At 58.2% G+C, this 13,620-nt stretch carries 11 protein-coding genes and 1 tRNA gene; 8 read left to right on the top strand and 4 right to left on the bottom strand.

Going from position 1 to position 13,620, the window contains the following annotated elements; genetic code table 11:
• The first annotated feature begins 159 nt into the window (after positions 1 to 159).
• Positions 160 to 1,515 carry a hypothetical protein gene (locus ACQK2G_RS10215; RefSeq protein WP_425404924.1) on the top strand — a complete coding sequence of 452 codons (1,356 nt, stop codon included), beginning with the start codon at positions 160 to 162 and terminating at the stop codon, positions 1,513 to 1,515.
• A 46-nt stretch (positions 1,516 to 1,561) separates the two neighbouring features.
• On the opposite strand, the gene mfd is transcribed toward ACQK2G_RS10215, so the two are convergent.
• Both mfd and ACQK2G_RS10225 read right to left on the bottom strand, forming a co-directional pair.
• Positions 1,562 to 5,044, bottom strand: coding sequence for a transcription-repair coupling factor (gene mfd, locus ACQK2G_RS10220; protein ID WP_425404925.1), 3,483 nt, complete (start codon positions 5,042 to 5,044; stop codon positions 1,562 to 1,564).
• 62 nt (positions 5,045 to 5,106) lie between these two features.
• The gene (locus ACQK2G_RS10225) at positions 5,107 to 5,436 is read right to left on the bottom strand and encodes a succinate dehydrogenase assembly factor 2 (RefSeq protein WP_425404926.1); all 330 of its coding nucleotides are present in this window, start codon (positions 5,434 to 5,436) and stop codon (positions 5,107 to 5,109) included.
• 180 nt (positions 5,437 to 5,616) lie between these two features.
• Between ACQK2G_RS10225 and recG the strand changes: the two genes are divergently transcribed.
• Positions 5,617 to 7,701 (top strand): ATP-dependent DNA helicase RecG, encoded by a 2,085-nt coding sequence (gene recG / locus ACQK2G_RS10230; protein ID WP_425404927.1) that lies wholly within the window; start codon positions 5,617 to 5,619, stop codon positions 7,699 to 7,701.
• A 2-nt stretch (positions 7,702 to 7,703) separates the two neighbouring features.
• Here the strand turns inward: recG and ACQK2G_RS10235 are convergent, their stop codons facing one another.
• Positions 7,704 to 8,441 (bottom strand): DUF502 domain-containing protein, encoded by a 738-nt coding sequence (locus ACQK2G_RS10235; RefSeq protein WP_425404928.1) that lies wholly within the window; start codon positions 8,439 to 8,441, stop codon positions 7,704 to 7,706.
• A 208-nt stretch (positions 8,442 to 8,649) separates the two neighbouring features.
• On the opposite strand from ACQK2G_RS10235, the gene ACQK2G_RS10240 reads away from it, so the two are divergent.
• From ACQK2G_RS10240 to ACQK2G_RS10260, 5 genes are all read left to right on the top strand, one after another.
• Complete coding sequence (locus tag ACQK2G_RS10240; RefSeq protein ID WP_425404929.1) at positions 8,650 to 9,351, top strand: Crp/Fnr family transcriptional regulator; 702 nt, start codon at positions 8,650 to 8,652, stop codon at positions 9,349 to 9,351.
• The gene (locus tag ACQK2G_RS10245; protein WP_425404930.1) at positions 9,341 to 9,952 is read left to right on the top strand and encodes a hypothetical protein; all 612 of its coding nucleotides are present in this window, start codon (positions 9,341 to 9,343) and stop codon (positions 9,950 to 9,952) included. The genes ACQK2G_RS10240 and ACQK2G_RS10245 overlap by 11 nt, the downstream gene beginning before the upstream one ends.
• A gap of 113 nt (positions 9,953 to 10,065) precedes the next feature.
• A tRNA-Lys gene (locus ACQK2G_RS10250) sits at positions 10,066 to 10,141 on the top strand.
• Positions 10,142 to 10,354: 213 nt separating this feature from the next.
• Positions 10,355 to 10,867 (top strand): hypothetical protein, encoded by a 513-nt coding sequence (locus ACQK2G_RS10255; protein ID WP_425404931.1) that lies wholly within the window; start codon positions 10,355 to 10,357, stop codon positions 10,865 to 10,867.
• 111 nt (positions 10,868 to 10,978) lie between these two features.
• Positions 10,979 to 12,127 carry an iron-containing alcohol dehydrogenase gene (locus tag ACQK2G_RS10260; RefSeq protein ID WP_425404932.1) on the top strand — a complete coding sequence of 383 codons (1,149 nt, stop codon included), beginning with the start codon at positions 10,979 to 10,981 and terminating at the stop codon, positions 12,125 to 12,127.
• A 20-nt stretch (positions 12,128 to 12,147) separates the two neighbouring features.
• Here the strand turns inward: ACQK2G_RS10260 and ACQK2G_RS10265 are convergent, their stop codons facing one another.
• Complete coding sequence (locus tag ACQK2G_RS10265) at positions 12,148 to 12,663, bottom strand: hypothetical protein (protein ID WP_425404933.1); 516 nt, start codon at positions 12,661 to 12,663, stop codon at positions 12,148 to 12,150.
• 198 nt (positions 12,664 to 12,861) lie between these two features.
• Between ACQK2G_RS10265 and ACQK2G_RS10270 the strand changes: the two genes are divergently transcribed.
• A complete protein-coding gene (locus ACQK2G_RS10270) occupies positions 12,862 to 13,569 on the top strand; it encodes a hypothetical protein (protein ID WP_425404934.1) in 708 nt (235 codons plus the stop codon).
• The last annotated feature ends 51 nt before the right edge of the window (positions 13,570 to 13,620 follow it).

Consider the following 13,620-nt stretch of genomic DNA (forward strand, 5'->3'; position numbering starts at 1 on the left):
TCACCTTCACAAACTCATGAGTCATAAATATCAGGGCAAAGAAAAAATATCGAAATGCTCCAAGCCGTTTCTACAAAAAAGTGAATCCTTGCACTCGCAGACATAGAAAATCAGAGTAGTATCCTCAGGAAATCACATTTGAGTTCCAGGAACGAGGAAATGGCGACAACAAACATAATCCAGACAGCTCGACTATCTGATAAGAATATCGTTTCCCTTTTCAATGCTCTGAGAAAAGAGTTCGGAGCGCGGAACAGCGTCTTCAACTTCGGTTCTGATGTCTCGATCAATATCGATCAGTCAGCGGAATTCATAACTCAAATAAAGAAAAAACCAACGTATGCCATTCTTTCTGGCGACTTATATGCTCAGAACTTGAACCTCCGATTTCTGTTTCGGCGAGGTACGAGCACCAATTCAGATAATATGGATGGACCTCGGACGGCGTCACAATTTGTCGACGAAATCGGAATATTGATACCAAACCCAGATAACTCGGGGAAATTAAAACAACCCTCTCCAGAGCAAGTTCTTTCAGCATCAAATATTGCCAATTCGTTTGCAGCTAAATATTCGCCAGTCATAGTTGATGATGCGGCATTCTCGGCTACAGAAATGCTTCAATCTCAGTTTTCACGAATGGCCGAATTTTTCGAAGATCGTGTCGCTGAACTTGAATCGCAGCGTCTTTCTTTGGCCAACGAAGCAAAAAAGCAAGAAATAGCACGCGATGAGAGGTGGCGAGCAAATGAAGAAAAACAACAATTCCGTCGCGAAGAATTAGAGAAACAATATGCGTCTAAACTAGAAGCACTTGAAAAACAAAAAGAAGAGCTGGACGACAGAAACAACACCCATGTAAGGCGCGATCTAAGAAATCAAATAACCCGCGAAATTAGCGACAGGTTGTCTGACACAAGCATTGCTACAAAAGGAAATTCATTTGCTCGACTGTCTGTGCCAACCTTGTCTTTGGGTGCCGCACTGGTCCTAGCCTATTTTGCCTACCTAAGCTTCTCCGAGTTTTCATTCCTATTACATGGGCCGGTTCAGCCATTGGATGCTAGTACATCTGATATTACTGAATACACACGGAACATTGTGGATTTTGGCACAATCCCACTGTGGGCAGTTTTCGTTCGCGGAATCTTTTCATCAGCAGGGGCGATCTTTTTTGTGGTTTATGTCATCACATGGTTCCGAAAACTGCACGAGGATGACGTAGAAGCTACAAGGCGATTAGAATACTACGGGTATGATATCAGCCGGGCCAGTTGGGTAGTTGAGACTATTATGGATATGCGAGGCACAGAAGGTTACGTACCTCCGCCAGCACTAATAGAGGGTGTTTGTCGAAACCTTTTCCAGGGAGTTCGCTCAAACGATAGCGACAAAACCGACCCGATAGAATTGCTATCCGAATTGCTTGGGAAAAGAGGCGTGGCAAAATTCGGTCCGAACGGAGCTGAAATCGAATTGACAGGCGCTGACATTCGTAAGGTCAACAAGCAATAATTGGTAAGCTCTTTAGGTACATACAGATTCTAATTCTTGCCGCAGTTTACCCCACCATCTTGGCGAGCGTCACCATGATGTTGCTGACGCCGCGGAGACGGCGGTCGGGCGTTTCCCAGGCCTTGGTCACGACCAGCTTGTGGTCGGGGCGCAGTTTCGCGGCACCGGCCTGATCCTGCAGGAAGCCGATCAATCCTTCCGGGTTGGCGAACTTGTCCTTGCGGAAGGTGATCACCGTGCCCTTCGGACCGGCATCCACTTTCTCCACCCCGGCGCGGCGGCAGAGCTGTTTGATGCGAACGACTTTGATTAGATTTTCCACCGGCTCCGGCAGTGTCCCAAAACGGTCGATCAGTTCGACCGCGAAACCGTCGAGCTCCGCCTTGGTGGCCAAGTTCGACAGTCTGCGATAAAGGCCAAGGCGTACCGGTAGATCAGTGACATAGTTGTCGGGGATCAACACAGCCGCGCCGAGCGTAATCGTCGGCGACCAGTTGTCGTCCACCTCTTCCTCGACATGCGCCTTGGCGGCCGCAACCGCCTCCTCCAGCATCCGCTGATACAATTCGACGCCGACTTCCTTCACATGGCCGGACTGTTCCTCGCCCAACAGGTTCCCGGCCCCACGGATGTCCAAATCATGGCTTGCTAGGGTGAAACCGGCCCCCAGACTGTCGAGCGTCTGCAGCACATCGAGGCGCTTCTTGGCGCTTTCCGTCGGCTTCTGGCCCGGCGGCAGGGTGAGATAGCAATAGGCGCGGATCTTGCCCCGGCCGATCCGGCCGCGCAGCTGATAAAGCTGGGCCAGCCCGAACATGTCGGAGCGATGAATGATCATCGTGTTGGCGGTCGGGATATCCAACCCGGATTCGACGATATTGGTGGAGAGCAACAATTCGAACTTACCGTCGATGAAGTCGCTCATCACCTCTTCGAGCTGCGCCGGCGGCATCTGACCGTGGGCGACGGCGATCTTCAGGTCCGGCAGCAGGTTCTTCAGGCGCTCCTGCACCCGGGGCAGATCGGCCAGTCGCGGACAGACATAGAAGACCTGCCCGCCGCGGAAGCGTTCACGTTGGATCGCCTCGCGCACCACGACCGGATCATACGGGGTGACAAAGGTGCGCACCGCCAACCGGTCGACCGGCGGGGTGGCGATGATGCTCATCTCCCTCACCCCGGTCAGCGCCAGTTGCAGCGTCCGCGGGATCGGCGTCGCAGTCAGCGTCAGAACATGGACATTACTCTTCAGCTGTTTCAGCCGCTCCTTCTGGCCGACGCCGAAATGCTGTTCCTCGTCGACGATCAGCAGCCCCAAATCCTTGAAAGTGATCGATTTGGAAAGCAGCGCATGGGTACCAACGACGATTTCGACGTCGCCGGAGGCAAGCCCTTCCTTCACCTCCGTCGCCCTCTTGCCGGTGACGAGGCGGGAAAGCTGTTCGATCCGGATCGGCAGGCCCTTGAAACGGTCCAGGAAATTCTTGCTGTGCTGACGCGCCAACAAGGTTGTCGGCACGACTACGGCGACCTGAAGACCGTGCATGGCGGCGACGAAGGCCGCCCGCAGCGCCACTTCCGTCTTGCCGAAACCGACATCGCCGCAGATCAGCCGGTCCATGGCGCGGCCTGAGGCCATATCCTCCAGCACATCGCCGATGGCGCGCAACTGGTCGTCGGTTTCCGAGAAGGCGAAACGGGCGCAGAATTCGTCGAAGGCCCCCTCGCCCGGCGTCACCGCCTCGGCGCGTTTCAATTCGCGTTCGGCCGCCACTTTAAGAAGCGCGTCGGCCATTTCCTTCATGCGCTTCTTCAGCTTGGCCTTACGGGCCTGCCAGGCGACACCGCCCAACTTGTCCAACTGCGCCGCCGCGTCCTCCGATCCGTAGCGGCTCAACGTATCGATGTTCTCGACGGGGACATAAAGCTTGTCGTCGCCCGCATAGAGGACACGCAGGCAGTCATGCGGCGCGTTGTTGACGGTCAGCGTCTCCAACCCGTCATAGCGCCCGATACCGTGGTCGATATGGACAACAAGATCGCCGACCTCGAGGCTAGACACTTCGCTGATGAACTCGTCCGCCCTGCGGCGACGCCGCGGCGGCCGCGACAGCCGCTCGCCCAGGATGTCCTGTTCAGTCCAGACAGTCAGGGCTTCGGAGGTGAAACCGTGGTCGAGTTCCAGCACCGTGAAGGCCGCGGTTCCCTCTTCCAGGGCAAGTGCTTCTTCCAGCGTATCCACCCGGTCGAGCGATGGGAGGCCATGCTCGTCGAACAGGGTCTTGAGGCGCGTGCACGCCCCCTCGCTATAGGCGGCGATCAAGAGCCGACCGCTGGTCTGTTGTTCGAGACGCGTACCGACTTCCTGAAACAGGTCTTTCTTGGGGTCCGACCGAGCGGCGGCGAAATCAATCACCGACCGTCCGCCCGCGTCCCGTGATTCGCCGCCTTCTGTATCGTCCGGCAGGGCGAAGGGCGATGTGACGACGGTAGGACGACGATCCAGATATCCGTTCCATTCCTCTTCGGTCAGGAACATCCGCTCCATCGGTACCGGCTTGTAGGGCGGCGCGCCGTCCATTGATGCCTGGCCGGCTGTTTTCGGCATGAGGTCGACGCGCGCCTGATAATAGTCCGCCACGGCTTCAAGGCGGTCGGTCAGGGCGGTGTTAACATCGGCTTCCAGGACCACGGCAGGGTCGTCTAGATAGTCGAACAGCGTCTCCAACCCGTCATGGAAGAAGGGCAGCCAGTGTTCCATCCCGGCGTGATGGCGGCCTTCGGAGATCGATTCGAACAGCAAGTCGTCCGGTCCGGCCGGGCCAAAGGCTTCCCGATAGTTCTGTCGGAAACGGGACTTCGTTTCCTCCGTCAACGGCGCCTCTCCGACGGGGCGCAGCATCGCTTCCTCGATCTCGCCGATCGTGCGCTGGGTTCCGGCATCGAACTGACGCAGTGTTTCCAACTCGTCCCCGAAGAAGTCCAGGCGCAGCGGGTTTTCGGCACCGGCGGGGAACAGGTCGACAATTCCGCCGCGGACCGCGAATTCGCCATGCTCTCGCACCGTGCCGGTCCGGTTATAGCCGTGGTCCGCAAGAAAGGTGAACAAGGCGTCCTGCTGATAGGAAGCCCCCTTCTTGAGAAACAGGCTGGCGCTTTCCAACGCCTTGCGCGGCGGCACGCGTTGGGAGACCGCGTTCAACGTGGCGACGACAATCTTCGGTGCGCCCGGATCGACGGCCATGCGGCATAGGGTGTCGACACGTTCGGCCATTACGTCCGCGCGCGGCGAGACACGGTCATAGGGCAGACAATCCCATGCCGGGAAAATCAGAACCTGACGCTGGGGCGCTGCGAATCCCAGCAATTGACGGGCGCGCGCGAGGTGGACGTCGTCGCGGACAATAAACAGAACCGGCCGGTCCAGATTGGCGGCCGCCTGTCCGGTCAACAGGGCATCGAACCCGTCCGGGACGCCGCCCAAATCCTTTCGGCCGGCGGAGGTCAGAATGGTGCTTAAATCGAACACAAGCCCTTCCGCCGCCCTCAACCGGCGGCGTACCCTCAAAATTCGTCAGTAATATTGGGAAATCACGATTCCCGACGGCAAAAGGCCGACAGGCGCGCCATTATCCCCTCATCCAGATTGGGCCAGTGCGGCTCATCGCGCACCAACATGCCATAGAGTTCCTGATCCGGCACGGTCAGGACCGTTTCGAACGCGTCCAGTTCCTCATCCGACAGGTCCGCCAGATGCTTGTCCGCAAATCCGCCGACCAGGATATCCATCTCCTTGATCCCGCGATGCCAGGACCGGAAGCGGATCCGTTTCAAACGGCGCTCGCGCTCGTTATCTTCGCCGCTGTCCGCCCGGTTGTCATTGCTGGCGGATGCGCCTGTGCTGTCATCATCGTTTGACACGGGTCTTTCCTCCATACGTGGCGGCACGGCGGCCCGTCGTGCCAGGGCGGTTGGGTACATCGACGATCGCGGCAGGGCAAGCCGCTTGCACCCCGCCCGGTATTCGCACCTGACATTCCGGGCGCAGCAGCCGATAATCCAACCCACTTCAAGATTGTTTAGAAACGACCGCGGTCAATCGTGCGCCCCGAACTTTTATTTCCCCTTTTTGCGCCCTTGAGCAGCCTTTCCGGCGTCGGCCCGCGCATCGCGAAGCTGCTGGAGAAGGCGGCAGGGCCGCATGTCGTCGACGTCTTATGGCATCTCCCGCGCGAGGTCGTCGATCGCGGTTTTTCGCCGCCGATCGCCGAAGCCCCGGCCGGCCGCATTGTCACGATCAAGGTGACGGTAGACAGGCATTTCCCGCCGCCGGACAAGCGCCGCCCCTACCGTGTGACCTGCCATGACGACACGGGGGTTTTGACGCTCACCTTCTTTCACGCCGATAAGAAGTATCTGGAACGGGAATTGCCGGTCGGCGAGCAACGGCTGGTCAGTGGCCGGATCGAATATTTCCGGTCCGAAGCGCAAATCGCCCATCCGGATTTCATTGCCAGACCCGAACAGGCCGCATCCATTCCGAAGATTGAACCGGTCTATCCGTTGACCACGGGCCTGACGCCAAAGGTTTTGCGCAAGGCTGTCCTGTCCGCGGTTTCCAAGGCCCCTGCTCTGCCTGAATGGCTGGACCCCGAATACAAGAAACGCCAAGGATGGCCTTCCTGGAAAGAAGCGATCGAGGCGGCCCACAACCCGCAGGCCGGATCCGATGTCGGGGCCCTCACCCAGACCCGCCAACGCATCGCGTTCGACGAATTGCTCGCCAGCCAATTGGCGCTCGCCATTACGCGGGCGAAGGCGAAAAAACTGCCGGGCCGCGTCATCGAGGGTGACAAACGCCTGCGCGCCATGGCGCTGAAGGCCCTTCCCTTCAAACTGACCGGATCGCAGGTCGAAGCCCTGAAGGAAATCGGCGCGGATATGGCCTCAACCAGTCGTATGCTGCGCCTGTTGCAAGGCGATGTCGGCAGCGGCAAGACCGTCGTCGCGCTGTTTGCCATGCTGAATGCGATCGAATGCGGCGGGCAGGCTGCCCTTCTCGCCCCGACGGAGATCCTCGCCCGACAGCATTTTGAAACCATAGAGCCCCTGGCCAAGGCCGCCGGCATTCGCGCTGCGGTGCTTACCGGCCGGGACAAAGGCAAGGCTCGGAAGGCGCTGTTGGAAAAACTGGCGTCCGGCGACATACAGATCCTGATCGGCACCCACGCGATCTTCCAGGACGACGTCGCCTTCAAGGATCTGATGTTGGCGGTGATCGACGAACAGCATCGTTTCGGCGTTCATCAGCGCCTTGCGCTCGCCGGCAAGGGCAAGGGTGTCGATATGCTGGTGATGACGGCTACGCCGATCCCGCGCACCTTGATGCTGAGCGCCTATGGCGATCTGGACGTCAGTCGGTTGCGCGACAAGCCGCCCGGACGAAAGCCGGTGGATACTCGTCTGGTCCCAAATGGCCGCCTGGATGACGTCGCCAACGGTATCGGCCGGGCCATTCAGTCCGGCGCGAAAGTCTATTGGGTATGCCCCCTTGTCGAAGACAGTGAGGTATTGGACCTCGCGGCGGCGACGGAACGCTACGAAGATCTGAAGCATCGCTTCGGCGAAGCCGCCGTCTCACTGGTTCATGGCAAGATGAAAGCGGCCGAAAAGGACGCCGCGATGGCTCGCTTCGTGGACGGCCCAGCCCAAATTCTGGTAGCTACGACTGTTATCGAGGTGGGCGTGAACGTGCCGGCAGCGACCGTCATGGTGATAGAACATGCGGAACGGTTCGGACTGGCGCAATTGCACCAGTTACGCGGCCGTATCGGACGTGGCGAAGCCGCCTCCACCTGTCTGCTGGTTTACGCCAAGAACCTGACGGAAACCGCCGAGCGCCGGTTGAAAACGATGCGGGAAACGGAAGACGGCTTCGTTATCGCCGAAGAAGATCTGCGTCTACGCGGCGCGGGCGAGTTACTGGGGACCCGCCAAAGCGGCTTGCCGGTCTTCAAACTGGCGGATCTAGCCGTTCATGGCGAGCTTTTGGCGGCAGCCCGCGACGATGCCCGACTGATCATAGAACGGGACCCGGACCTGTCCGGAGAACGCGGGAAAGCTCTTCGCGTCCTGCTCTATTTGTTCGAGAGGGATGCCGCCGTCGCCACCTTGCGATCCGGCTGACCTTATCCCTTTTTGCCCTTATCCGAATCGGTCGGCGGCGGAGAGATTTCCTGCTGTTTTGCCAGTTCCTCGAACTGTTCCTTGGTCAAGGTGGCAATCTGCTCTTTGCCGGACGGTTTGTAGGGCGGCGTGACGATCCCCGCCGAGATTACCATTTTAACCGCATCCTCGACCGGCATGTTCAGAACGATCACGTCGCGCCGCGGCACGAAAAGCAGAAAACCCGACGTCGGGTTCGGCGTCGTCGGCAGAAAGACATTGATGTGATCGCCCTCCAGAAGGTCCGCGACCTCGCCGTCGGTTGCCGCGGTCAGGAAGGCGATCGCCCAAATGCCGCGGCGGGGATATTCGACCAGAACGGCTTGCCGAAACGCGTCGCTCTGAGATTTCAGAACCGTTTCTATAATCTGTTTGCTGCCGTTGTAGAGCGTTCGCACGACCGGCATGCGGTTCAGCAGATATTCCCAAAGTCGGATGACCCAACGGCCCACCATGCCCGCGGTGAACGCGCCCACCAACGTGATGAAGACGACCAGGATCAGGATTCCCAAGCCGGGAATTCCGATCTCCACACCCAGCACATCCTTCATATAGGTGTCGGGATTGTACTTCGTGGGGATCAGCGGAACGATTTGGCTGTCGACGAATTCAATCAGCCACCAGGCAACCGTCGCGGTAATGAAAATAGGCGCGAGGACCAGCAGTCCCGCAAAAAAATAGGCGCGCAGTTTGGCTAGCAAGAAAGCATCTCCGGTACGGGCGGCACAGCAGTGGACACAAGACTTTTCGCCCGCCCCCTTTCGGGGCTGAACGGCAGTCTGTCCCTTATATTGGTCGAATTGCTGCTTTGCACAATAATTTCTATTCGAAAGTGCGGTAGTCTATTCTATCGCCAAGCCGGACAAGCTGGTCTAAGTTACCCGCATTGGTCAGGATGGGAGATTATCGGTGGGCGCGACGGGCGAGATCCGTACGCTGAGCGGCATCAAGTTGTTTGCCGGACTTGAACCTGCGCGAATGCAGGATATCGAGTCCCGCTGCCGCTGGCATACCTTTTCGAAAGACGAACAAATCATCGACCGGGAGGACGAGTCGAAAGACGTGTACTTCATCGTCTCCGGCAATGTTCGCGTGGTGAATTATTCGCTTTCGGGCCGCGAGGTCGCCTTCGAGGATATCCGTTCCGGCAGCATTTTCGGTGAACTGGCCGCTTTGGATGGGGAACGCCGCTCCGCCAATGTGGTCGCGCTGACGATGACCGAAGTAGCCACCCTCACCCGAAACAAGTTCGAAGAGATTCTGGCCGAGAACCCGGATGTGGCGATGCGTTTGATGCAGCGCCTGGCACAGGTCATTCGCGCCTCGACCGACCGAATCATGGACCTCAGCACCTTGGGCGCGAACAACCGTGTCTACGCCGAATTGCTGCGTCTCGCCCATGAAGGGGAGCGCGGCGACAATGCCGCCGTCATCAAACCGGTGCCGATCCATGGCGACATCGCCAGCCGGGTCAGCACCACGCGGGAAACGGTTGCCCGCGTGCTCAGCGATTTGTCGAAAAAGGGCTTGGTCACCCGCGAAGGCAGCCAGTTGCACCTGCATGACGTGATGCGTCTGCAGGAGATGGTGGAAGAGTTCCGTGGCGATTGATTTCATGCGTTTTTTCCGTTTCATCGCTGTTCTCTCGCTCTTCCTCTCAACGGCCTCGGCATCCGCGGCAATCGCGGCCGGCAACAAGGAGGTCGCGCGAATCGTTACCCGTGTGGCGACGCAACTGCCGGATGACGCGGTCATCTGGGCGCAGCCATCCCGGAAGTCGGATCTGAACAACCGGCTGGCCAAAGAATTCCGGGTGTCGATTGAGCAGATCGGCCGCGCACCAACCGGAGAAGCTTCCGCGCAGATCTATTCCCTCGTTTTCGACGGAGAGGTGATGGGAAGCGTGGATCAACGCGACACCACGATTGGAAAACTCGAAGGCGACGCGGAAGGCAATCTCGATTTTCAGCTCAAATTGTGGTCGTCCGGCGGCGGAAGTTCCCTGTTCCAGGGCAAGGGTACGACCGGTGAGGTCAATCTACGCGGCTTCCGCATGAATGCGGCTTTGCATTTGGCCGACAAGGTGATTTGGCAGGGATACGTGGAGACGAATACCCGAACCGGCGATCCGTACGATGTGCTGGCGCCGCTCGTTCAGGTCCTGATAGACCGGCTTGATATCAATAGCGACGACATCATTCCGCTGCACTGACCGCGGCGATCCGAAGCTTTTGCAAAAAACGCCGGCCACGGCGTTGACCCCGCCCCTTCGCCCGACTATGTTCCGCCCGCTTCGGAAGCAGCGCCTCCCCGGCGCGACACGGAGAGCCCTTAGCTCAGCTGGTAGAGCAACTGACTTTTAATCAGTAGGCCGTAGGTTCGAATCCTACAGGGCTCACCATCTCTCCCGCTTCCGAAAGAGCCCAGCGCCTAAAATTCTTCTTTTCCGCCAAGGAATTATCTCGATCGGCGCCGAAACCGGCGCATCGGATAATCCGACGCATCATCGCTGATATGGTATCCGATTAGTTTGCCCTTTATCCCCAATTGAAGGATAGATAGGGAGGCCTCCTATCCGAAAGGCGGTCTTCTTTGGGGGAACGGAGAAACGGGAATGTCGGGGTTTGACTTTCGCAAAATGGCGGCGGACGCAAAGGCGGCCATGGAAGAGCGTAAAGGTGAGCTCGAGCCGGTTCCGAAGAAGGCCCGGGCTGAACGCGAGCACTATGCGAGCCTGGCGGCAAAACCGCTGCTGGACGGGATCCTTCCGCTGTTGGAGAAAGCTTCCAAAGACTTTTCCGACGAGGGCATCATTTCCATTATTACGACCGATTTCGAAGCCGACCGAAACGCCGACCGCGATCCGCAGATCAAGTTTCAGTGCAAGGGCCCCCGGCGTGAAAGCGACGGCTGGCAGTTTGAGGCACGCGCGGTCTTCTTCACCTCGAACGGCAGCCGGGTCCGCCTCGGCGTAGGCGATCACGGGTTCAGCCGGAAACCCGACCGAATCATCGCGGAAGACAAGAACGGCAATGTCGAAGGCCTTGTCCGGATCGGTCTTGAAAGAGCGATCGAATTCTACATGGAAGAGTACGAGAAGAACCGGTCAAAGATCGGCGGCAAGTAACCCGACCGAAGACGAAATCCCGTCCAGTTGAACAGAGCGCCCCTTTCCCTTCCCCTGCGCGCGCCCCTCCCGCATGATCCGCAAAAATCGAAATGCCTTGTTGAGGGGATCATGATTTCACCGGGCCATATCGTATTCACCGAACAGGAAGAGATCATTTACGGCAAACCGGCCGCGACGGCCGTTGCCGATAGCGTCGAGCGTTACGACGCCCGACGGGTCCTCATCATGGCCAGCGGCACGTTGGCGCGGGAAACCGACGAAGTTCGTCGGATAAAGGATGCTCTCGGCTCTCGCTGTATCGGGACATTCGCCGAAATGCCCCCGCATACCCCACGCACGGCCGTCATCAAGGCGACAGCGCAAGCGCGTGCAGCCCAAGCGGATCTGATCGTCACGCTGGGCGGCGGATCAATCACGGACGGTGCCAAGGCCGTTCAGCTTTGTCTGGCCAACGGTTTGGAAACACCGGAAGCTATGGATCTGTTACGGGATCCGGAGCGCATCCAACCGCCAAACCTGCGACAGGTATCGATACCGACCACTTTGTCCGGCGGCGAATTCAGTGCGATTGCAGGCGTCACGAATGAAGCGACAACGGCGAAGGAAATCATCCGCCATCCCGACATCATTCCCCGTACGGTGATCCTGGACCCCGCCGTCACGATCCATACGCCGGCTTGGCTCTGGACATCGACCGGAATTCGGGCTGTCGACCATTGTGTCGAAGGCATCTGTTCCAACGAGGCCAACCCTTATGGGGACGCTCAGGCCCTGAAAGCACTGGCGCTTCTTGCTAAGGGGCTGCCGCGGGTCCATGCGGATCCCTCCGACTTGGATGCCCGTCTTGAATGCCAGTTGGGGACTTGGCTTTCGATGGGGCCTTTATCCAGCGGCGTACCGATGGGGGCGAGCCACGGCATCGGCTATGTCCTTGGCGCGGCATTCAACGTGCCGCACGGACATACGTCCTGCGTCATGCTGCCGGCGGCAATGGCCTGGAACAAACCGGCCAATGCGGAGAAGCAAGAACAGGTCGCTGCCGCATTGGGCCGGCCCGGGACCGACGCCGCCGAGGCGCTGGGGGATTTCATCGGCGGGCTCGGCCAACCGCGCCGCTTGTCCGAGATCGGCATCACATCCGATGACGACTTCGCGCGAATCGCGGAACAGGCAATGTCGACCCCCTGGGTGCCGCGGAATCCACGGCCGATCAAGGGACCAGGAGACGTTCTGGAAATATTGAACCTGGCCCGCTGAGACGGGCGCGGTTCGGCGGATCAACTGCCGTTGAACAGGGGACTGCGCGTCGGATCCAGACGGCGCCCATCACAAATCACGGACGGGGCATCGTTCAAAACCTGGGACGGTGGCGTCTTGGCGTCGATGAATTTGACCACGGCCGGCCCCGTCGGTCGGAGCACGTCGAACAACGCCTTTCGCAGGCGTCTTCGTTCAAAGGACTCGATCAGTTCCTTGTCCTGGTTTTTCGTTTCGATCTGCGACGCCATCACATTGATGCGGTCACGCACCAGCGGCATGTATTTGCACACCCGGACTGCATCTTCTGAATTGTTCATCTTGAGAGCCGCGACCAGGGTCATTTTTTCCCCGTTGCTGCCCTTCAACGTGAAGGCCGGCGTGGACAGCCACACCTGTTTTTGGCCGCGTTCTGCGGCTCCGCTCACCTGCAACTCTCCCCCACCGCTCCGAGGCGACACCAAATAAACAAGCCCCAAAGGAATCGCGATCGAAAAGAATAGCAACCCGAGTGCAAGTATCGTGTTGCGATTCATTCTACACCTGTCCCGCCTTCTGACGAATGAACAGTTTATACGTGATTAGTACTTAACAGTGTATGAATTATAAAAACAAATTTTCTGGACAGCATTGTTAAGGAAAGAATGTGCCCAAATATGACATTTTCCTGACACTGTAACGTATTTGACATTTTCATGAACAAGCGCACAATGTGCGCCTTCAGGAGAATGTCGATGCCAAAATTTCCTTCCTTCATAATGCCTGACCGGAACATCGGTTGGCGTAAGCGTGCACGCCACAATCCAAAAACGCCTCATCCCATTCTCAAGACTCTGATTCTTGTCGGTGCCGCCCTTATTCTGTCCCCCTTCACGCTGACCGATGCGCAGGCCGGTATCGAAACCCATGATGGACGGTTGAAAATACGAGGGGATATCCTGGCACCGGACCTTCACCCGTTTCTCACGGCTTTCGGAACGGCAATCAGACACAGCGCCGATACCGGGAAACCATTGAGAGTTGAACTGAACTCCGATGGGGGAGACATCGAAACGGCTTTTTTCATGGCAGAGATCATCGCCACAGCGCAAAAATCCGGTCGAAACATCCAGATGGAGGTGCCGGAGGGCGCGCGCTGCAACTCCGCCTGCGTCGTGATCTTTGCCGCCGGCGGGCAACGAAAGGCCGCACCGAATTCAGAGTTCCTACTGCATGGCGTCACTTACACCGGGACATCGGAAACCCCGGCCATCGCGGCGATCAGACAGCGTTACGTCGAAAACTTCCACAAAGCGATCGAAGGCGCCGATTGGCAGTTCGGACAGTTCGTCCGGCGCCACGGCATAATCGAAAACGACCTGAACATGTCGTTTTCGGGGCGTCAGTTGTATGAGGCGTTCGGCCGCTTCATCACATCGCTGGATACGACGCCGGCGCATTGAGCAGTTCGTGCCCCCCGGTTGCGTGATGCCGGTCGTGTGCCCTGGTTCCCG

The organism is Hwanghaeella sp., from assembly GCF_965227365.1.
Taxonomy (GTDB): domain Bacteria; phylum Pseudomonadota; class Alphaproteobacteria; order UBA8366; family Aestuariispiraceae; genus Hwanghaeella.